This is a genomic window from Companilactobacillus paralimentarius, assembly GCF_963227125.1.
GTDB lineage: Bacteria > Bacillota > Bacilli > Lactobacillales > Lactobacillaceae > Companilactobacillus > Companilactobacillus paralimentarius.
Window position 1 is genome coordinate 2,337,508 of sequence record NZ_OY724131.1, and the last position, 19,988, is coordinate 2,357,495.

Below are 19,988 nucleotides of genomic sequence, written 5' to 3' on the forward strand. Positions count from 1 at the left end.
TGAACCTACATCTCTAGAATAGCAGTTATGACGGCAAAAGGGAGACACATTTTCAGAAAAGTGTCTCCCTTTTAATTCTCTATTATTAAATGAATCTATTCATTATTCACGTTTATGATGTTGCATAAACTCTTCATGATTTTTTTCCATACCGATTAAATAAACAATCGATAGTACTATCACTGCAAACATTGCCAAAATGGCATGTGGTTGTTTCATAATTAGTAACAAAATTGTTATCAATACTAAAACTAATATCGAAATTCTTAAAGTAACTTTGGGAACTTTATCTTTCATAATAACTACCTCTTTTTGAACTTCTAAGTTAATTATGAAAGCAAATTCCCCGTTACGCAATTAAGACGCTTATTAATTTTTCAAATCTTCACCATTTGATTCGATAACTTTCTTATACCAGTAGTAACTCTTCTTTGGTGTACGACTAAAGTCACCTTCTTGATTATCATCACGGTTAACGTAAACGAAACCATAACGTTTTGCCATTTGACCAGTACCTGCAGATACTAAGTCAATACAACCCCAAGGAGTGTAACCGATCAAATCAACACCGTCTTTGATGGCTTCTTTCATTTGTTCGATGTGACCTTGTAGATATTCAATACGATAGTCATCATTGATTGAGCCATCTTTTTCAACAGTATCACGGGCACCTAAGCCATTTTCAACGACCATAACAGGGATTCCATAACGTCCATAAACGTCATTTAGATACCAACGAAGTCCTTTAGGATCCATTGCCCAGCCCCATTCACTGTATTTAAGGTAAGGGTTCTTAACACCAGTTGAGAAGTTACCTGCAGCTTCAGCTTTACTTGGATCTGATGTCAAAGCATTTGATGAGTAGTAACTGAATGTGTAGTAATCAACAGTTCCTTCTTTAAGAACTTCAGCATCTTCAGCTGTGATATTCAATTTAACATTGTGTTCATCCCAGAAACGTTGTGCAAAGTGTGGATAAGCACCACGAACTTGAACGTCACCACAATAGTAGTTGTTAATTTCATTAGCATGTTGAGCTTTCAAAATATCATCAGGATTTGATGTCAATGGATAGTTAACATTACCAGCAATCATACAACCAATCATATTTTTAGCATTGATCTTGTGACCAATTTTAACTGCCAAAGCACTGGCAACGAATTGATGATGTAAACCTTGAAGATTGTTTTGAATATCTTCATCAGTCATTTCACCATTAAATGGAGCAGCACCGTCTTTAACTGGTAGTCCTAATGACATGTAGCCACCGAACATCATACCGATATTAATTTCGTTAAATGTTAACCAGTAGTGAACTAAATCCTTGTATTCTGTAAACAAAGTCTTGGCATATTTAACATAGAAATCAATGACCTTGCGACTTCCCCAGCCACCATAAGCTTCTGTTAAATGATAAGGCATTTCGTAATGTGAAATTGTAACTAATGGTTCAATTCCATATTTGCGACATTCTTCGAAAACATTACGATAGAATTCCAAACCTTTTTGATTAGGTTCAGCATCGTCACCATTAGGGAAAATTCTTGTCCAGGCGACTGACATACGATAAGTTTTATAGCCCATACCGGCTAATAGTTTGATATCTTCTTTATAATGATGATAGAAATCACTACCTTCGTGTGATGGATAATAGCCATCAGGTTTCAAATCCTTAGTAAATACACGTGGCTTATCATAAGTTCCACCTAGCAAAAGGTCAGCTGTACTTGTCCCCTTGCCATCAACATCCCAGGCACCTTCATATTGATTGGCGGCAGTAGCTCCACCCCACAAAAAGTTCTTTGGAAATTCTGTCATAGTCTCTACTCCTTCATTTTCTTTATATTTATATGTTAACGCTTTCTGGCATAAAAATTAAAGCTTATTTTAAATCAATAATACTGTCACCAGGTTCAACATGACCATCAGCCAAGACATCAATATCGTTATAGTTCTTTGAATTAGTAACAATAATCGGCGTTGTAACGTCATACCCTTGATTAGTAATTCCATCAACGTCGAATTCCGTTAAGAGTTCACCTTGATGAACCTCTTGACCTTGTTCAACATGACTAGTGAATCCTTTACCTTCTAGTTGAACCGTGTCCATACCGATATGAATCAACAACTCGGCTCCATTTTTAGAATTGATACCAATGGCATGCTTTGTTGGGAAGACAACTGTAATTGTCCCGTCAAATGGTGAATAAACTTTTCCTTCATCGGGAAGTATAGCAACACCTTTACCAAGTGCTTCTGAAGCAAAAACGTCATCTTTAACATCGCTCAATGGAACGGTTGATCCTTTAATAGGACTGATAATTGTTTCAGGTGTAACTTTTTCTTTTTCAACTGTTTCTGGAGCAGCAGTTGTTGTAGCTGTAGCTGAACTAACCATAGCTGTAGCTAATTGTGGTTCTGCATTATTTGAAACTGGTTCTTTAACGGCATTTTCGTTCTTAAGATCTTCTTTACTAAAACCAAAGACTAGTGAAAGTCCTAGTGCAACAGCAAAAGCAACAACCCATGAAATAAGAGCACCGTAAACTGACATATCCATACCACTAGCACCAATATAACTAGGGAATAAGAAGACACCAAGTCCTCCGACCATGTAGGCCTTAGTACCGAATAATCCCATCAAAGCACCACCGATACCAGCACCAATACAACTCATCGCGAAGACTTTCTTACGAGGTAAGGTAATACCATAAATAGCTGGTTCTGTAATTCCAAAAATACCAGATAAGAATGCTGACCAACCTAGGCCTTGAACTTTCTTACTTTTAACTTTCATAATGACTGCTAGAACAGCACCGATTTGGGCAAAAGATGCGGCACCAGTTAAAACAAGAATTGGATCATAATGAAGATTTTGAATATTTAACATTCCCAATGGAACAAGTCCCCAGTGTAAACCGAAGATAACAAGGATTTGCCACAAACCACCAATAACGGCACCCGTAACAATTGGACTTAAGTTGTAAAGAGCCGAAGCACCGGCAGCTAATCCATCACTGATCCATGATGTAACAGGTCCAACAACTAGTAGAGTTAATGGAACAACAACTATCAAAGTAAAGAATGGAACTAAGAAAGTCTTAACAACACTTGGAATAACCTTCTTCAAGTATCTTTCAATCTTAGAAGCAATCCACATAGCCACGATAATAGGAATAACGGATGAAGTGTAGTTCATCATAATTACCGGAATTTTCAAAAAGGTAATGTGAATTGGTGAAGATAATGCTGTATTAGCAAACAAAGTGAATAGTGGTTTACCGGTTACAGCAGTCGGATTCAAAGCAACGATTGTTGGATAAACTAACGCTGCACCAATTGATAATCCAATAAATTGATCAACGCCAAATTTCTTAGCGGCCGACAATCCTAAAATAATTGGTAGGAAGTAGAAGAAAGCATCCCCAATTGCGTAAAGTATAACGTATGTACCAGAAGTCTTAGTTACCAATCCTGTTGTTACCAGAATTGTTGCCAAACCTTTGATCATACCAGTTGCAGCCAAGCAACCCAATGCTGGAGCAAAAATTCCGGAAATCAAATCAATGAATTTATCTAGTAAACTAGTTTTTTCATCATCTTCGCCATAATCATCAGGAACAGTTCCACCATCTGGGAAACCACCGACTTTGACAACGTGATCATAAACGTCAGCGACTTCATTACCAATAACGACTTGATATTGGCCACCACTTTGAACAACTGTTACGACTCCTTCAGTATCTTTTAATTCTTCAGTATTAGCTTTCTTTTCATCTCTTAATTTAAAACGTAATCTTGTGGCACAATGAACGACACTTTTAACGTTATCTTTGCCACCGACTAATTTAACAATTTTCTTAGCTAAACTATCGTAGTCTTTCATAATATTTCCTCCTTTAGCAGGCAAACAAAAAAGCTCAAGAGGTTACACCACTATTCACCAATAGTAATGTAATTTTCTTGAGCTAATGCCTGCCGAACAGTAACACGCTAGTATTTAATTTTCACGATGAGTTACTCGCCAAACATGTAAGATCAAATACATTTGATCATTTGACGACAACGCCCATCCTTTAGTATTTCGTAAAAATGTAGAAATCTTTTGAACAGTTTGATTCTCTTGAGGATATTTAGCAATCATTAATTTCAATAAACTAGGGTCCAATTGTTCACCAGCAGGCTTATTGGATTTGATTTTCTTAATTAAAAAATATCTCAAATGTGAAACCAATCGACTGTAACTGAATGATTCATCATCCAAAGTCTTATGGTAACTGATTTGAATAATATTGATGATATCGGAAATTATCTTGGAAACTTGGATCGTGTCCTGAAGGGATTCTTTTTCATTCTCCAAATTAACAAAATGATACGTCAAGAAAACTAATTCATCCTTAGTAAAATTAACCTTCAAATCCTTATCGATGATTTTAATTGCCCTTAATGATGCTTGATATTCTTTAGGAAATAATTTTTTTACTTCCCAATTAACTGCTCTATCAGTAAACTCAATGTGTTCTTTTGCTCGTTCGTAAGCAAAATTGATGTGATCAGCCAAAATTAAATATTGATAATCATTAAATTTAACTTTTAAAAAAGATTCGACATCGTTAACTATATCAGAAGTTACATCAATGATAGATTTATCATATTCCCCTAAATTATCAATGTTTGCTGTATTCTCTGACTTGAAACGTTGGGTAATTTTTGATGCGTCCACCAAATCACCCGTTTTCTTGCCAAATCCGATGCCTTTTCCAACAACTACCCATTCAACATGATGGTCATCAACTACAAGGGCTGCATTATTATTATAATTTCTTACAAATTTCAATGACTTACCCCCTAAAAAAAATACCCACTAATTGCACACTAAAATATGCACAATATTAGTAGGTTTATGCCTGATCGAATCAGTAACACACATCGTTTACAGGAACCATGATAGCGGTTTCTAAATAATACGTCAAGTATCTTTACTAAATTAAACTATAAAAGTAGCAATTTTTATTACAAAAAGTGAATATTTTAAGGTTCATTTATTTTTATTTTGGTTAGATAATCTTGATCAAAAAATTGATCAAATATAATGTAAACGTTGTCAATTAAGAAGTATTAAATAAACGCTACAAATTGTCTATATACTTCGTTATACTTGACCTAACAAGGTTTTGAACATTATATCTGTAAGCAGAAAAATCGTTTTTTATTAATATATTTTTTATCATGATATTATGCTAATAATTAAACTTGCTAAGGAGTCTTGCATATGCCAAAAAAAATTGCTGTCGTAGCCATGAATACCAAGAAGATTCCCTATGTCGGTGGTAACGAACTTATCATCACACTCGATAATCAAAAGGTTTGGTACACTGCTAATACTAAACAGATCAGAATCCCCTTCTTCACTAATGTTCTCAATTCAATGATGAATAATTTTTTCGATACTTTTATGAAACGTTCTAATAAGCATAACGTTGTTAAAGCTAATTATTTCTCTAAACAAGTTGCCCGCTACTTACTCAAAAATAATTATGATCAAGTTGTTTTTGAGAATGAACAACTCAGAAAGAATATTTCACGTCGTCTTGAAAAAAAAACGGCTACCGTCCCAGAAACCTTGCTTGCCTAGGACACATAAATAAGGTTCAGAAATCTTAATCGACTTCTGGACCTTATTTTTTATCTAATTGCCTTAACAATATCTTCATCACCAGTGACAAAGTTAATATCTTTCTTAATTGTAGAAGGTGTCTCCAACGCTTGGGCAATAACCTTAGCTACGTCAGCTCTTGGAACACTGCCACCTTCATAGTTGCTTTGAATATTGATTTTTCCTACGGCATCATCATTCGTTAACATTCCTGGGTGTACGATTGTGTAATCCAAGTTTGTACTACGAAGATATTTATCAGCATAGTGTTTTGCAATATAATATGGTCTGATTCCTGAAGCTTCCCACTTGCTACGATCATCACTATAAACAGCACTAACCATAATATAGCGTTTGATACCTAAGATTTGGGCGATATCCATTGTCTTAATAGCACCATCCAAATCAATTTCCATAGTCAAATCATAACCAGCTCCACCAGCACCGGCTGTGAAGACTAATGTATCAGCTCCAGAAGCCTCAATTGAGTTCTTTATTTCAGATATTGGTGCAGTCAAATCAATGTATTGTGTTGGAATATTCTCCGCTTGGTAAGCCTTGATTTGTTCCTCACTACGTAATCCTGCAGCAAAATCAATTTGCTTATTTTGAAGTTCATCAACTAACAAACGTCCCACTTTACCATGGGCACCAATAATAAGTACTTTCATTAAAAATACCTCCTTGAGTAACTTCACTTTAACAACAAGTATTTAATTTTGCTATTATTATGTATTTTACCTAAAAATGTCCAGAAATTATTTGATTAATTTCTGGACATTTTTTAATAGCTGATTTCCTTATTAGCTTCCAATTGATATTCGTGTCCGTGTACTTTTATAACACAGCCATGATCAGCTTTAACCTTTATTTCATTATCCTCAAAAGTTAGACGGTATCTAACACCACAATACTTTTGTGTAAATGACAATCTTTGCCACTTACTTGGTAATTGTGGATCAATATTCAATTTACCATCTACGAATTTTACACCCGCAAAGTCACGCATGATAACAGTCAATACTGCACCCATAACGCCGGTATGAATACCATCAGCAGTTGTTCCTCCTTGAATATCGTCATAATCAGAGCGGATAGCTACTTGTAACTTTTGCCAAGCCTTATCAACATCACCTAAAGCAATATCAACACTAGCATAAACAGGTCTAGAAACGGTTGATCCATGTACAGTTCTGGCTAAATAGTAATCGCGATTCTTTTTCAACCAATCTTTTGGCAAATTATTACCCAACTGTTTTACGGTTTCTTCCATCACTCGTGGCCCCAAGTTGTAAATCATCATCAATGAATCAGCTTGTTTATCAACTTGATAATCATTAGCAGACTTGTTTTCAGCTGTTAAGATACGATCGATTCGATGAATATCACCATACTTTTTTTCATAGTCAACTAAATTCAGATCTTTCAATTCAAAGTAGTGATTGTATTGCTCAATAATCCCCTGATCATTGATATAAACTTTTAACTTATGAGCCATTTCATCAGCCTTACGAATTAACGTTTCATCAAAGTCTGATTCTTCACAGGCTTTAGCAAAAGTTTCTGGCATTTTCTTACGTAATTTCAATAGCCAAGACAATGACCAAGCTACCATCATATTAGTATAAGCGTTGTCTGACAAACCGCCTTGATTCGTATTCGGATAAGCTTCATGGAATTCATCTGGACCCATAACACCAGATAGATGATAGTTTTCACCATCATATTCCGCCTTTTCTAGCCAAAACTTACTTGTCTGTAAAAGAACGTTTAGGCCACCTTGTTTCAATAAACTATTGTCACCTGTCATCTGTGTGTAACTCCAAATATCATAAACAACGGCTAAAGAAACATGACGTTGAAGACGTGAATTATCTGGATACCATTCATTGGTCATTGGATTTAAATGAATCAACTGAGCTTGTTCGTCACCAATACTAGCTGATTGCCAAGGATACATAGCACCATGTTCTCGTTGCAACTCCGCATTCCTTCTAGCAGCTGGCAAGCGTTTAATTCGATATTTCATTAAAGCTCTGGCCGTCTCTGGTTCAATAGCTGTGTAGTAAGGAACAAAGAAGAGTGCATCCCAGAAAATGTGACCACGGTAACCTTCACCTGTCAATCCACGCGAACCAACTGAGGCATCTAAGTCCGGATTAGCTAATTTTTGTGCAGCTTGATGTAATTGGAAAATATTCAAACGAATCAATTTTTGAATATCCTTGTCATCGCTAGTTATTTCAACATCAGCAACTTTCCAAAAGTCAGACCAATGTTGTAAATTGCTTTGATAAATTTCTTCAAAGGTACCTTCATCAAGAGCCATTTTAACAATCTTTAGATAATTTGGATCTTCATAATCAGTAGCCACTGCCATGACTCGTTTAATATCCAAGACCTGTTTAGCAGCTAACTTAATTGTTGTGTGATCCACAATTGAATCTTGATTATAACTTGTTTCAAAGTTAGCCTCTGAACTAGTTGTTTTAGCTCCTACGGCAAAGTTAATATTTGATTGTAGAGTCTTCCCTTGCAAAATATGATCAGCCGTTTGAGTTACTTTGAATTCCTGACTATTGAATTTACGATAACGTGCCACATTCTGATTTTTAATCTTACCGTCAATTATCATTTCAACACCGACTTGAGCTGAGAAATCTAAAGATAACTCTACCTTTAAAGCCAAGCGATGATAAGATACTGGATCACAAACTTTAGTTGTTTTGACGAATAAATGCCCTGCATCAACTGGGTAAACTAACTCTTCTGTTAGCTTGCCTTTGTGCATATCCAGAGTGGCTTTTCGTTGATCATAAGGAACTGTAATTTCAGTTTCGTTAATTTTGATCTTTAATAATTGAGGATTGGGAAAATTAACCGGATCCTCGTTTACAATATCTCGAGAATTAACTTTGGTCGTTGTTTGATTGAAAATTCCGGCAACATATAAGCCAGGATAATGGTCAGCGTTATAACGACTCATCAACGGTGCACCTCGCCAACCGAGGTATCCATTACCTAAAGTTAACAAAGCTTCTTGACTGTAGGATTTAACACCTCTTGGCGTATCCCGATAAACTATTTGCCAATTTTCTGTCATAATGATCTCCTTATTTTACAGCATCTTTAAAGACGTTCTTCTGTTGAGCAGATTTAACTTTAGTTAAGTCAGCATCACTGAAGCCCCATAGGTAAACACAAACGAATGAGATAACAATTGTTACGACACTAGCGATAACGAAAGCCCAAATATTGTTAGGATTTGTCTTGGAGAAGAATGATGGGAAACCAATCAATGAACCTGTGAAACCAAACATATCGATCTTCATTAATCCGGCAAGGAAACCACCAACGGCACCACCAATATTAGACATCCAGAAAACACGTCCATATTTCAAATTGATACCATACATGGCAGGTTCAGTAACACCGGCATAACCTGATAGCGCTCCAGCTAATGATAAGCCTTTAACACTAGCATTCTTTGTCTTAGCCCAAACGGCTAAAGCACCTGTACCTTGAGCAATCATTGTAAAGTTGATCAAAGCATTCAAAACTGAATGACCAGTCATAGCGATATCGTTTGAAACAATAGGAACAACCATCCAATGCAAACCGAAAATTACTAAGACTTGATACAAACCACCAATTACTAATCCAGCAACAGCCTCATTAGCAGTTACTAACATGTTGATTAAGGCGGCTAATCCACTTGAAATTAGGGAAATAACAGGTCCCATGATAACTAGAACAGCAGCAGAAACAATAAATAGCGTAAATAATGGTTGGAAAATTGAACGTAAACTCAGTGGTAAAACTTTTTTAAGCCAATTACCAACTGGTCTTGCTAACCAAGCAGCAAAGATAATTGGGAAAATTGAATATGTGTACTGTGGAATATGAATAGGCATACCGAAGAATTCAGCGTTCATTGGAATCCCCAAGAAAGTAGACATACCCTTAGTTGGTGCTGCCCATAAAGCAGCAATAGTTGGGTGAACTAAAACACCAGCAATAGCAGCCACAACAATTGGATCAGAACGTAACTGTTTGGCAGCCGTATATCCAACTAAAATTGGTAAGAAATAAAAGGCTGAATCGCCCATAGCATTAATAATGATGTAAGTTGTTGATTTAGTATCAATTAAATTCAAATTAAATGTAAAGAGTGTTAAGAATCCTTTTAAAATACCAGAAGCAGCAAGCAATCCGATAATAGGAATCATTGAACCAGTAATAGTTCCAATTAATAATTGAAATCCTTTAGAAATCCAACCCCATAGATTTGTAGGTCTTTGTTGAGTTTCAGTTTGTTTGTTAGTTTCTTTGACCGCTGACTCGGTGGCCTCTTCGTCAGAAAAGTCCTCACCCAATTGGGCAATTACTTGATCATAAACATCAGTAACCGCTGGTCCAATGACAACTTGATATTGACCTAAACCGGCATTGTACAAAGCCCCAGCAACACCATCTAGGCTGGTAATCTTTTCTGTTTGAGCTTTCTTTTCATCTTTTAAATAAAATCTCAAACGTGAAATACAATGAATAACTTTATTAATATTTTCAGGTCCACCGACATAAGAAATAATCTGCGATGCTAACTCTGAATAATCTTTACTCTTTGCCATTATTCTCAATCCCCCATATTACTAATATTTATTTTTGGTACTTAATGATGACGTCTGGCAAATTCAACACTACTAAATTTGTCTGCTCGATGTCTTGACTCGGTATATGATAAGATTCGGCTATCAGTGAGATGTGTTTCACTTCGCACAACGACCATTGGAACTGATGATGAAATCCCTAATTGATTGCAGTCTTCATACTCAGGATTTTCAATCGTTAAATGCTTAATAGCATAATCAATTGTTAATCCTAAATTATGTTCAAAGTAGTGAAACAATGAATTCTCAGCCTCTTCCGCAGGAATATCTTTGACAATATCTTCATTCACGTAATCATAATCTAAAATGGTTGGTATCCCATTAACGATTCTTTCTCGTACGATTAGTTGTGCGTAAATTTGGTCAGATCCAAAAAGTAGATTTTCTGGCACTAAAACATGATCTTGAATTTTGATCACTTTATTTTTTGAATCCATACCGTTTTCTTTAACTATTTCTTTATAACTTTTTATTGATGAGACTGGGAATGAAAATCGCTTTGTGCTTAAAACTAAGCTTCCTTTGCCTCGTATGGTTTGAATATATCCCTCATCCGCTAGCAACTGCATTGACTTACGCACCGTTTCCCGGGATACGTGGTAACGCATTACCAATTGCTGATTGCTAGGAAGAAGTTCTCCTGATTGATATTTCTGTGTTTGAATACCACTTAATAAATCATGGTAGATTACCAAGTACTTTTTCATATGACCTCCAACGACCTAAGATTAGCATAAATAAAAAGCGCTTACATCAACGTTTTAACAGCCTTAACGGAAAAACCTAGACAAGTTGATTACAAACGCCGGAAGAATTACCAAACTAAAACTAGACAAGTTTTTTCATCTTTATTTATTATTTTATGCCGATTGTATTTATTTAATATTTAAATCATAATTTTTTATTTATTTAATAGCAATTCTATTCAAAAAAAAGCAGGCCTAATCGCTCATCACAATTAAGTCTGCTTTTAATTTATATATATATTAGTCTATTTAATTTCTGTATAGCTATCACGAACAGTAAACAAAGAATCAATCGATTCATTCAATTCTGTCATTTTAATAGCGTCACCAACAAGGTCTGTTACAGAAAGAATTCTTAATTTATCAAACTTGCATTCATCAGGTACTACAATCGAGTCTGATACTAGAACTTGCATAAGATCTGAGGCCTCAAGTCTCTTAGCAGCATCTTTTGAAAAGATTGGGTGTGTAGCAACAGCTGAAATTGTTTTGGCACCGGCAACTTTAACAGCTTCGGCACTATTGATCATTCTTGTACCAGTATCGATCAAATCATCAACGATAACACATTGTTTACCGTCAACATCACCGATAATGTCAGGAACAACGTTACTATCTTCAGTTGATCTTTGATCAACGATAGCAATTTGTGAACCGAAGACTTCAGCCAAGGCACGAGCACGTTTAGTTGAGTTATGATCTGGAGCAACGAAGACAAAATCGTCAGGATTCTTGATCTTCTTTTCAAAATAGCTGGCAAAAATAGGCATAGCACGTAAATGATCAACAGGAATATCAAAGAATCCTTGAATTTGGTCAGCATGCATATCAAGGGCGATCACACGATCAACCTTGCCTAATTCCAACATGTTTGCAAACAACTTAGCAGAGATAGGTTCTCTTGAACGAGATTTTCTATCTGAACGAGTATATGCAAAGTAAGGCAATACACAATTAATGTTTTGTGCACTTGCACGTCTAAGAGCATCTACAGCAATCATCAATTCCATGAAATTATCATTTACAGGGTCTGAAACTGAATGAATAATGTAAACATCTTTTCCACGAATACTTTCATTAATTTGAATGTTAATTTCACCGTCACTGAAGTGTGAAACACTTGCATCCAATAATGGAATACCCATGTAGTCAGAAATTCTCTTAGCTAATGGCTTATTACCATTTAAAGAAAGTAAAGCAACGTTATCTAATGTACTATTAGACATATTTGTCCTCCAAAAAATTATATAAGTACTGGTCTACCAACAGGTTTACTCTCATCGGCAATCACCAAGCCCATGTCATTCTCTGACAATGATTTGTTTTTAGTTCTAACTCCCGATTGTGAAACTATTGTAAACTTATACTTTAATTTTACACTCAATTGTAGATAATTATCCAGTAAATATGAATCTATTTTTCCATTTAAATACAAATGATACTCCGGGTACTTTTTCATTACGTTTTCAACAATCTTTACATTATCCGGATTTTTTACTTGTGAAACGGTTAAAGCAATCGCTACCCTCTCAGCAAAGTTTCCCAAAAATTTATTTTTCTCATCAGGCTTTAACTGTGGCTTGCCAAAAATATTCTTTTTTATATAATCTTCAACGTTAGTCATATTAACCCTCCATATGTCATAGTATAGCTGAGAAAGTAATAATATAAAAGAATGATAATTGTTCCTTACCGCTCAAGTAAAATTGTATAATGTGAGTAAAGAAAGGATGTGTTACTTATGGATGAGATGGTATTTTTTAACCCCGGCGATGCCATTGCCAACTCTAAAGACTTTGGTGAGGCTGTCCGTGGAGCACAAATTTACAAAGCTAAAGATCCTTATGAATCATCCCTTATCGTTGCTGAGGATGTCAGCGATAAAAAATCTTTTGTTGTATACTTTGCAAAAGACGAAAAATCAGACGTTAAAGACTCTGATAAGAGTGTAGTTCCCTATCATTTGAAGAAAAAAATTTAATTATTAAAAAATGACTTGAATTTAAATAAATTCAAGTCATTTTTATTTTTCCAATTTTTCTTGAAGCCAGCTATCGAGAAAAGCTAATTGTGATCTGGTATGAAAGCGATGTTGACCGTCTTTTATCACCGTTACATCAGCGTTATGATCTTTTACAAAGTCTTTCAATATTGATTTAGAGGTGTGATCATCATGTTCACCATAAAGGATTTCAGTTGGAACTTGCCAATCAATCGGATTATCTCGGACATACTGTAAAGTCTGCCAGGAGAAAATTTCTTGACCAATAATTATTTTGCCCTTATCCCTTAATTCAGTTTCAGTAATATTATTCTTCCTCAGTGAGGTTAATAAATACTGCTCCATATTTAATAATGGAGAGATGAATAAAGCCTTGGTTATCGTCATATCTTTCGTCAACATTGAAAAGTATGCTCCGATACTATTAGCCAATATCAAAACCTGATCATATTGCTGATTTATTTGATCATATGTATCTTTGATTTGCTTTTCCACAATCCAAGGCAAGTATTCTTTGTAATCAATCCCAACAATATCATAATCAGGGCAAATTCTTTTAAAACGTTCAACTTCAGCAGCACTGCCACCTTTCCCGTGAACATACAGGATAACTTTTTTCAAAATCTCAACTCCATTAAAGTGCAATATAATCTAGCAGTTTGAATAGAACATCTTGATTCTCAATTGGAACAGGCATTTGTAAAATATCATCAGCTGTCTGATTCAAAACTGAACCTTCAATATATGGAAAATCATTTATCACCATCTCGCGGACATTATCTGCCTTTGGTTCAAAATGAAATTGTAAACCGATAATACGATGGTTCATTACGAAACCTTGATTCTTAACCTTATCACTGGAGAACAATAATTCAGCTCTATCGGGAACTTCAAACATTTCTTCATGCCAATGCAAGACGTTCATCTGTTCAGGTAAATCAGGAATTACTTGTGATTGCAAATATACTGGTGCCCAACCAACTTCTTTCGCTGGTGCCTTAGTAATATTGTAACCAAGTTGTTTGGCAATCTGTTGAGCCCCAAAACAAGCACCAAAAATTGGCTTATCTTGTTCAATCATTTTTACAATCAATTCACGCTCTTGTTTGATCCAAGGTAAGTCATCATTAGGACTCATTGGACCTCCTAAAATAATCAACATGTCAGTCTTATCAGCAGTTGGTAAGTAGCCAAACTGATATGGATGATAAATATACATCTCATGTCCATGTGCTTGTGACCAATCCTGAATCATTCCTGGACCTTCATTTGGAGTGTGTTGCAAAACATTTATTCGCATATAAATCCTTTCACTCAACGGCAATGTTTAATTGGGTATCGCCTGCAACTGCCCAAGATGAAAATATTATAGCATGGTATTCTTTCCTATTAATAAAAATGCATTTTATTTTCAAAATATAAATAGTGACATATTATGACAATCACCAATGTTATTCTTTATTTATCAACGATAGTTGAGGTTCTAAATAAATTACTTATAGGAGACATTAATATGAAAAACCCAAAATTTAATTCTATGGATAGTTGGGCAATTTGGGATATTCCAGATACTGATCTTACAAATAAAACGCCTGAAGAGCGTCAAAAATTTTTTGGAGATAACTACCGACCTAATCATTTTCCATCAGAGAAATTAACTAAGGATTTAGACGCAAAACTAGAATCTTTAAAATACGTTATTGCTGGAATGAATCCTGGTAATGCGGCTATTGACCAAGTGAACGAACCCTTTCTAAATTTTCATGGTGCTAAAAAGAGTGCCGATTATCGCTTAGCTGCCGCCCTTTATGGTACTGAAATTTGGGGATCATTTATGACTGATGTTTCTTCTACAATAGAGAGTAAAAGTAATAAAATAAAAATAACCCAAGACGACGTTGAAAAATTTGAAAAACATCTTGATGAATTGGGGATTTCTAAAGATGTTACTATAATTGCATTGGGTACAAAAACGTTTGCTGCCCTTAAAAAATTTGCTAATCGCGATGTTAAAAAAATCTACCATTACTCAAGATCAAATGGTTGGTGGAAAGCCGAAAAAGTTCACGGTCAGATCGAAGATATCCTAAATAAGTAAAAAATCGTTTGGAAATTATAAAACGCAACACAAAAGTTAGACAAATTCGAATATTGTTAAGCCATTAAGACATGTTCCTTGTATTCACAGGGAGTCATGTCTTTAATTATTTTCCAAAGATACGCCGGAGTCTTTGCTCAGAGTAAGAAAACCAATCAAAACAAAGAAAAGAATAATTATTCCCAAATACATATATGTCGGTCTATAACCTATTGTGTCATACATCCTGCCAATAGGTGTCGATACTCCGATAACTCCGATCTGGCTAAAAAATTGATACCCAATTAAATAAAGAATTGATGATAACCTTGATTCAAAATTAATATTTATATATTTAAATATCGCTATATATAACAATGGGAAATCAAAGGCTTGTATTAATTTAACTACTGAAATCAAAATTGGACCTGAAACTATACCCGTTAAGACGACTCTTACTGCAACCAAGAACCCCATTAATAGCATAGGATTTCGAGCTCCCAATTTATTAACAATTTTGGGCGTTACAAACATCATTCCAGCTTCCAAAAAAGTTTGCAAAGAATTCAAGTAGCCATACATCTGATTGCCGGCCTTAATCGTGGCAAATTGTTCTGCAAAGTACCTTGGAAATTGTTGATCATAGATTGTATACATTGAAGCAACACCAATTATAAAAACAACAAATATCCAAAACTTTTTCAGTTTGAAGAGTTCAAACACATCTTTCACTCTAACCGATTTCGAATCTTTTATTTCCACATCGGTTATATTAATTTTAGTCGTACACAGAATTATGAGTATAAATATTGCGGCAATTGATCCAATCCAAAAATTATAATTTGAATTAATATTAAAAATACTGCCTGCAAAAAATGCGGCTATAGCGGTACCTAATGAACTCCACATTCTGACATGGCCATATTCAAATTTGTACTTTCTACTGGCTTTTTCCATGTAAGATTCGACTGCTCCCATAGAGGCAAGATAACTTCCACTCAAAAAGATACCTCCCAAAATTATTCCTAACGGGAAATTCTTTTGTAAAAGTGGACCATAAATATAAATAAAAAAAGGACCCATCAAAACTAAAATACCGCTCAAGAAAAATAGAATACTCTTACGCATTCCTAATCTATCTAAAAAATACCCATATAATGGTTGCAAGAGCAACGTAAAAATCCCATTAACACTATATAAGAAGCCTATTTTAACTCCACTTAAATGCAACACTTGTCCCATCCAAATGGAAATTAATGTATAACTTGCAGCCCAACTTAAAAAGAAAAAGAAAAAAATAGCACTGAATCTAATATAAATATTCTTGTGCATCAAAAAAATCCCCCTATTTGTACTGATTCAATGTCTTTAATAATTCCGTTTTAACTTCCTTTATCAAAGATTGTGGTTCCAAAACTTTTACATAATCACCTTGTCCTAATATCCAGTGTTTTAATCCTTGTACATAAAGATATCCCTCTATTATTACGCTGCCATCAGACTCATGACTGACTATTCTAGAATTAGGTAACCTGTCTAAAGCCGTCCATGGGTAACCTCTATATTTTATTTTGAAATAACTCTTACGACCACCATTTAGTAAATAAGTAAAGTTGCGGATCGAAGTACCATCTTCCCATTTCTCACGAGGAACATTGACCGATTTATTCGTTAACTCATAGGAAAGAATTCGATCTAATCGGTATACTCTTGAACCTTTCTCCTCAGAAAAAATCAAAACGTAAAAATAAAGATCTGAGAAATATAGACTAATAGGAATCCCGCGACGCAGCCTCTTCGTATCACTATTAGGAAGGCTGCCTTGATAGGTAAATTCGATTTCACTTTGAAATTCAATAAATTTGGTAAACATTTCAATATAATCCAGTAATTTCCCATTAGTTTTAACAGGTAAATAATTGATCTTCAAGAATTTATCAATTTTATATTGATCCTCGGAAACCACTACTCTTCGCAAATCTTTGATAATTGAATCAATTTCATTTTTAGAAAGAGATCTCGTACCGATAATTATTTGTATAATCGCTAAAACTTCTTTGGTACTGATTTTCTCGTCATTAATTACAAATCGATTCTTTTCCAGCCGATCAAATTGAATCCGATAATGTGCGTTGAAAACAGGATTTTCTTTAATAATTTGTAAATCTCGATATATTGTTCGTTGATTAACCTTATAGGTTTGAGCGGCGTCATCTGAATTGATTCTTTCTCCCTGTAATAAGCGCATCAAAATATCGATTATTCGAATTAAACTCTTCGGTAATTTTTTTTCGCTATCCCCAGCCATAATCTCTCCCCATTAATCTAAAACCCAAAGTAAGGTACATCTTACCTTACTGTTAATGACAAAGATAATATGTTTTGATAGCAGGTATTAATCATTTTTTATAGCAAAAAAGCAGCATCTACTTTAAAAGATGCCGCTAGCCTTTCTTGATTCCAATTATTAGGTGAAAATAATTTTAATTCCCCATAAACTACTAGTAACTTTTGACATTAGATTCACTTACTATTTGAAATTCCAACCATAGGTACTCAGACCCACCACGATTCGTTAAAACGGAATTAGTATTCATCTGCCACATATCGGCAGTAACTATTATTTTATTCTTAGAACAGAAGCTCTTTAACTCATCTAATCCCTGACAAACACCAGTTGTACTATTTTCCACTTTTATAACCGCATAATCCCCCGATGGTTTTTCAATCTTAGGCATTGCTTTACCACTATTATTGGTAGTAGATTCTTTGATCACGCGAAACGAAGCATCAGGATAGGCTTTAGAATCGAGATTAGGTAAATCAGTTAGATATCCAGACTGATTACCATCCATCAAAGCTAATTTATCTAATTGTTGATAAAATTCACCGAAAAGTTCTGCAATTTCTTCCTCCGTACAAGAAACGGCTTGCCTAGAACACCAAAAAGTTGTTTTAGGACGTTTAAACACTACTGGCTGATGTGGTTCTACTTTTAATTCTGAAGTTTCAACGACTTTTTTCATAATTACAGATTGTATTTTATTTAATTCATTTATTTTATTATCGATTTTCCCTTGAACATCAATTAAATCATTCATCATTTGAACACTATTTTTCCCTTGCAAATCACGAATATGATCCAAAGATAGTCCCAAACTCTTCATCCCTAATATAAATAGTAAGTCGTATAACTGGTCATAATCATAAATATGAGTATTGATAAATCAATATATAATAATTCAGCCTAATTAACAATCTTTTGTTTTGGCGAATTTTATAATCAAGTTAGCCACTTTAGAAAAATGACAAAATAAAAACACCAAGACGTAAAAATCAGGTATCATTGGAGTTCTCACACAAACAATGAAAGAGGTTTTTCGTCTTGGTGCTAGAACAGAATATCATAAATCGTCCTAAAGGACATCATTTAACTGAAATTGAACGTGGAAAGATTGCTTCCTTTCATTCAATTGGCTACTCGAATCGCCAGATAGCTAAAGCTATCGGCGTTTCACCTCAGACTATTAATAATGAAATTAACAGAGGTACTGTTGAGCAGATCAAGAAAGTTAATGGTAAAGTTCAACACTTGAATTGCTACTTTCCTGACACTGCACATCAAAAGTATGTAAAGAACCGTAAGCTTTGCCATCGTCCTTCTAAATTCGACCAAGTCACAGCCTTTTTAGGCTTCTTTGTAAGCCAGTTCATAGATAATGGATGGTCACCTGATACGGCCGTTGGACGAGCTAAGAACGAAGAATTATTCTTAGTAGATGAAATGGTTTGTACTACTACACTTTACAAATATATTGATGAACAACGACTTGAAATCCGGAATATTGATCTGGTAGAAAAGTCAACTAGACCGACTAAGCAACATACTTCAAAAAAGCATAAGCGTCTACTTGGTCGTAGTATTGAGAAACGCCCTAAAAGTGTTGATAGCAGAGAATCCTTTGGGGACTTTGAGATAGACACGATTGTGGGCAAAAGAAATGGCCATGAGAGTGTCGTCTTAACGCTCATAGAGCGTAAGACACGCTTTGAAATAATGAGACTTATTGACGGTAGAGATGCCGACTCTGTAGATTATGCTATGAAAGAGATCATAAAGAACTATGGTGATCTTATCAATTCAATCACTGCAGACAATGGCCCTGAGTTCTCTAATCTATCATCTGATATGGCTGGCGTTGCGGATGTTTACTTCACACACCCATATACATCTTGTGAACGTGGAACAAATGAAGTACATAATCGAATGATACGTCGTGACTTGCCCAAAGGGCTGTCACTGGATACAGTCAGCCCAAAAGTAATAAGAGACATAGAATTTAAGCTCAACAATATGCCTAGAAAGTTATTGAACTATAAAACGCCACAAGAACTCTTTGCTAGTTCCTGTGGCGCTTAAAGACATATTTATAAACTTCAAATACTGATATCACTTGGATTCAATTTATTTTGTCCAAGTGGCTAACTTGTTATTGAAATTTTCGAATCTTTTGTTTTGAAACAAAAGCCTGAATCGTAAATGCTATTATTTTCAGAATTTTCTTCAACCTTTTCACCACTATCGGTCATATCGGGTAAAATTGTCAAAATAATATTTGTACTCTTCTCTTCAGTTTCTACCATTGCTTGTTTTTTCATAGTTATATCTCATTTTAATTTTTCTTTAATTTTTAAAACAGATATTTTCTTCCTTTATTTTCACATCCCGTTGATTTATCAACTATTATAAACAAAAATAATTAAAAATAAAGTCTTTTTTAATTATTTTCTAATATAACATTGAATATAATTAAAAAAATAAAATTGAATTTACACG

The 19,988-nt window shown here is 34.7% G+C and carries 20 protein-coding genes; 4 read left to right on the forward strand and 16 right to left on the reverse strand.

Annotated elements, in window-relative coordinates; genetic code table 11:
- Positions 1-102: 102 nt before the first annotated feature.
- The 4 genes from ACI6PB_RS11540 to ACI6PB_RS11555 form a co-directional block, all read right to left on the reverse strand.
- The gene (locus tag ACI6PB_RS11540; protein WP_025086191.1) at positions 103-297 is read right to left on the reverse strand and encodes a hypothetical protein; all 195 of its coding nucleotides are present in this window, start codon (positions 295-297) and stop codon (positions 103-105) included.
- 72 nt (positions 298-369) lie between these two features.
- Positions 370-1,818 (reverse strand): glycoside hydrolase family 1 protein, encoded by a 1,449-nt coding sequence (locus ACI6PB_RS11545; protein ID WP_025086192.1) that lies wholly within the window; start codon positions 1,816-1,818, stop codon positions 370-372.
- A gap of 64 nt (positions 1,819-1,882) precedes the next feature.
- Positions 1,883-3,886, reverse strand: a complete 2,004-nt coding sequence (locus ACI6PB_RS11550) for a beta-glucoside-specific PTS transporter subunit IIABC (protein ID WP_404327450.1) — start codon at positions 3,884-3,886, stop codon at positions 1,883-1,885.
- A gap of 114 nt (positions 3,887-4,000) precedes the next feature.
- The gene (locus ACI6PB_RS11555; RefSeq protein WP_025086194.1) at positions 4,001-4,837 is read right to left on the reverse strand and encodes a PRD domain-containing protein; all 837 of its coding nucleotides are present in this window, start codon (positions 4,835-4,837) and stop codon (positions 4,001-4,003) included.
- Positions 4,838-5,272: 435 nt separating this feature from the next.
- Between ACI6PB_RS11555 and ACI6PB_RS11560 the strand changes: the two genes are divergently transcribed.
- The gene (locus ACI6PB_RS11560) at positions 5,273-5,635 is read left to right on the forward strand and encodes a hypothetical protein (RefSeq protein ID WP_025086195.1); all 363 of its coding nucleotides are present in this window, start codon (positions 5,273-5,275) and stop codon (positions 5,633-5,635) included.
- A 50-nt stretch (positions 5,636-5,685) separates the two neighbouring features.
- Here ACI6PB_RS11560 and ACI6PB_RS11565 read toward each other — a convergent pair whose 3' ends face one another.
- The 6 genes from ACI6PB_RS11565 to ACI6PB_RS11590 all read right to left on the reverse strand — a co-directional run bounded on the left by ACI6PB_RS11565 (position 5,686) and on the right by ACI6PB_RS11590 (position 12,696).
- Positions 5,686-6,327, reverse strand: coding sequence for an SDR family oxidoreductase (locus ACI6PB_RS11565; RefSeq protein WP_025086196.1), 642 nt, complete (start codon positions 6,325-6,327; stop codon positions 5,686-5,688).
- A 113-nt stretch (positions 6,328-6,440) separates the two neighbouring features.
- Positions 6,441-8,759: a glycosyl hydrolase family 65 protein gene (locus ACI6PB_RS11570; RefSeq protein ID WP_025086289.1), complete on the reverse strand. Its 2,319-nt coding sequence runs from the start codon at positions 8,757-8,759 to the stop codon at positions 6,441-6,443.
- A gap of 10 nt (positions 8,760-8,769) precedes the next feature.
- Positions 8,770-10,287: a PTS transporter subunit EIIC gene (locus tag ACI6PB_RS11575; RefSeq protein WP_309510676.1), complete on the reverse strand. Its 1,518-nt coding sequence runs from the start codon at positions 10,285-10,287 to the stop codon at positions 8,770-8,772.
- A gap of 41 nt (positions 10,288-10,328) precedes the next feature.
- Positions 10,329-11,033 carry a trehalose operon repressor gene (gene treR, locus ACI6PB_RS11580; RefSeq protein WP_025086287.1) on the reverse strand — a complete coding sequence of 235 codons (705 nt, stop codon included), beginning with the start codon at positions 11,031-11,033 and terminating at the stop codon, positions 10,329-10,331.
- Between the two features lie 284 nt (positions 11,034-11,317).
- The gene (locus tag ACI6PB_RS11585) at positions 11,318-12,298 is read right to left on the reverse strand and encodes a ribose-phosphate pyrophosphokinase (RefSeq protein WP_054642828.1); all 981 of its coding nucleotides are present in this window, start codon (positions 12,296-12,298) and stop codon (positions 11,318-11,320) included.
- A gap of 17 nt (positions 12,299-12,315) precedes the next feature.
- Positions 12,316-12,696, reverse strand: coding sequence for a YueI family protein (locus tag ACI6PB_RS11590; RefSeq protein WP_025086316.1), 381 nt, complete (start codon positions 12,694-12,696; stop codon positions 12,316-12,318).
- Positions 12,697-12,813: 117 nt separating this feature from the next.
- Between ACI6PB_RS11590 and ACI6PB_RS11595 the strand changes: the two genes are divergently transcribed.
- On the forward strand, positions 12,814-13,053 hold the full coding sequence (locus tag ACI6PB_RS11595) for a hypothetical protein (RefSeq protein WP_025086317.1): 240 nt from the start codon (positions 12,814-12,816) through the stop codon (positions 13,051-13,053).
- A 42-nt stretch (positions 13,054-13,095) separates the two neighbouring features.
- Here ACI6PB_RS11595 and ACI6PB_RS11600 read toward each other — a convergent pair whose 3' ends face one another.
- Positions 13,096-13,695: an alpha/beta hydrolase gene (locus tag ACI6PB_RS11600; RefSeq protein ID WP_404327451.1), complete on the reverse strand. Its 600-nt coding sequence runs from the start codon at positions 13,693-13,695 to the stop codon at positions 13,096-13,098.
- A 13-nt stretch (positions 13,696-13,708) separates the two neighbouring features.
- Complete coding sequence (locus ACI6PB_RS11605; RefSeq protein WP_404327452.1) at positions 13,709-14,374, reverse strand: type 1 glutamine amidotransferase; 666 nt, start codon at positions 14,372-14,374, stop codon at positions 13,709-13,711.
- Between the two features lie 213 nt (positions 14,375-14,587).
- Between ACI6PB_RS11605 and ACI6PB_RS11610 the strand changes: the two genes are divergently transcribed.
- Complete coding sequence (locus ACI6PB_RS11610) at positions 14,588-15,172, forward strand: hypothetical protein (RefSeq protein ID WP_025086320.1); 585 nt, start codon at positions 14,588-14,590, stop codon at positions 15,170-15,172.
- A gap of 102 nt (positions 15,173-15,274) precedes the next feature.
- Here ACI6PB_RS11610 and ACI6PB_RS11615 read toward each other — a convergent pair whose 3' ends face one another.
- The 3 genes from ACI6PB_RS11615 to ACI6PB_RS11625 all read right to left on the reverse strand — a co-directional run bounded on the left by ACI6PB_RS11615 (position 15,275) and on the right by ACI6PB_RS11625 (position 18,309).
- Positions 15,275-16,483: an oligosaccharide MFS transporter gene (locus ACI6PB_RS11615; protein WP_404327453.1), complete on the reverse strand. Its 1,209-nt coding sequence runs from the start codon at positions 16,481-16,483 to the stop codon at positions 15,275-15,277.
- A gap of 13 nt (positions 16,484-16,496) precedes the next feature.
- Entirely contained in the window at positions 16,497-17,459 is a 963-nt protein-coding gene (locus ACI6PB_RS11620) for a helix-turn-helix transcriptional regulator (RefSeq protein ID WP_404327454.1), read from the reverse strand.
- Between the two features lie 193 nt (positions 17,460-17,652).
- Positions 17,653-18,309, reverse strand: coding sequence for a transcriptional regulator (locus tag ACI6PB_RS11625; RefSeq protein WP_404351078.1), 657 nt, complete (start codon positions 18,307-18,309; stop codon positions 17,653-17,655).
- A 227-nt stretch (positions 18,310-18,536) separates the two neighbouring features.
- On the opposite strand from ACI6PB_RS11625, the gene ACI6PB_RS11630 reads away from it, so the two are divergent.
- Entirely contained in the window at positions 18,537-19,571 is a 1,035-nt protein-coding gene (locus ACI6PB_RS11630; RefSeq protein WP_059075255.1) for an IS30 family transposase, read from the forward strand.
- A gap of 62 nt (positions 19,572-19,633) precedes the next feature.
- Here ACI6PB_RS11630 and ACI6PB_RS11635 read toward each other — a convergent pair whose 3' ends face one another.
- Complete coding sequence (locus tag ACI6PB_RS11635; protein WP_404327456.1) at positions 19,634-19,810, reverse strand: hypothetical protein; 177 nt, start codon at positions 19,808-19,810, stop codon at positions 19,634-19,636.
- Positions 19,811-19,988 lie beyond the last annotated feature (178 nt).

Bases quoted from the DNA above. Each gene is read 5' to 3' on its own strand.
- ACI6PB_RS11540 (WP_025086191.1), bottom strand. From the start codon at position 297: ATGAAAGATAAAGTTCCCAAAGTTACTTTAAGAATTTCGATATTAGTT.
- ACI6PB_RS11545 (WP_025086192.1), bottom strand. From the start codon at position 1,818: ATGACAGAATTTCCAAAGAACTTTTTGTGGGGTGGAGCTACTGCCGCC.
- ACI6PB_RS11575 (WP_309510676.1), bottom strand. From the start codon at position 10,287: ATGGCAAAGAGTAAAGATTATTCAGAGTTAGCATCGCAGATTATTTCT.
- ACI6PB_RS11565 (WP_025086196.1), bottom strand. From the start codon at position 6,327: ATGAAAGTACTTATTATTGGTGCCCATGGTAAAGTGGGACGTTTGTTA.
- ACI6PB_RS11605 (WP_404327452.1), bottom strand. From the start codon at position 14,374: ATGCGAATAAATGTTTTGCAACACACTCCAAATGAAGGTCCAGGAATG.
- ACI6PB_RS11635 (WP_404327456.1), bottom strand. From the start codon at position 19,810: ATGAAAAAACAAGCAATGGTAGAAACTGAAGAGAAGAGTACAAATATT.
- ACI6PB_RS11620 (WP_404327454.1), bottom strand. From the start codon at position 17,459: ATGGCTGGGGATAGCGAAAAAAAATTACCGAAGAGTTTAATTCGAATA.
- ACI6PB_RS11610 (WP_025086320.1), top strand. From the start codon at position 14,588: ATGAAAAACCCAAAATTTAATTCTATGGATAGTTGGGCAATTTGGGAT.
- ACI6PB_RS11550 (WP_404327450.1), bottom strand. From the start codon at position 3,886: ATGAAAGACTACGATAGTTTAGCTAAGAAAATTGTTAAATTAGTCGGT.
- ACI6PB_RS11615 (WP_404327453.1), bottom strand. From the start codon at position 16,483: ATGCACAAGAATATTTATATTAGATTCAGTGCTATTTTTTTCTTTTTC.
- ACI6PB_RS11585 (WP_054642828.1), bottom strand. From the start codon at position 12,298: ATGTCTAATAGTACATTAGATAACGTTGCTTTACTTTCTTTAAATGGT.
- ACI6PB_RS11560 (WP_025086195.1), top strand. From the start codon at position 5,273: ATGCCAAAAAAAATTGCTGTCGTAGCCATGAATACCAAGAAGATTCCC.
- ACI6PB_RS11570 (WP_025086289.1), bottom strand. From the start codon at position 8,759: ATGACAGAAAATTGGCAAATAGTTTATCGGGATACGCCAAGAGGTGTT.
- ACI6PB_RS11595 (WP_025086317.1), top strand. From the start codon at position 12,814: ATGGATGAGATGGTATTTTTTAACCCCGGCGATGCCATTGCCAACTCT.
- ACI6PB_RS11590 (WP_025086316.1), bottom strand. From the start codon at position 12,696: ATGACTAACGTTGAAGATTATATAAAAAAGAATATTTTTGGCAAGCCA.
- treR (WP_025086287.1), bottom strand. From the start codon at position 11,033: ATGAAAAAGTACTTGGTAATCTACCATGATTTATTAAGTGGTATTCAA.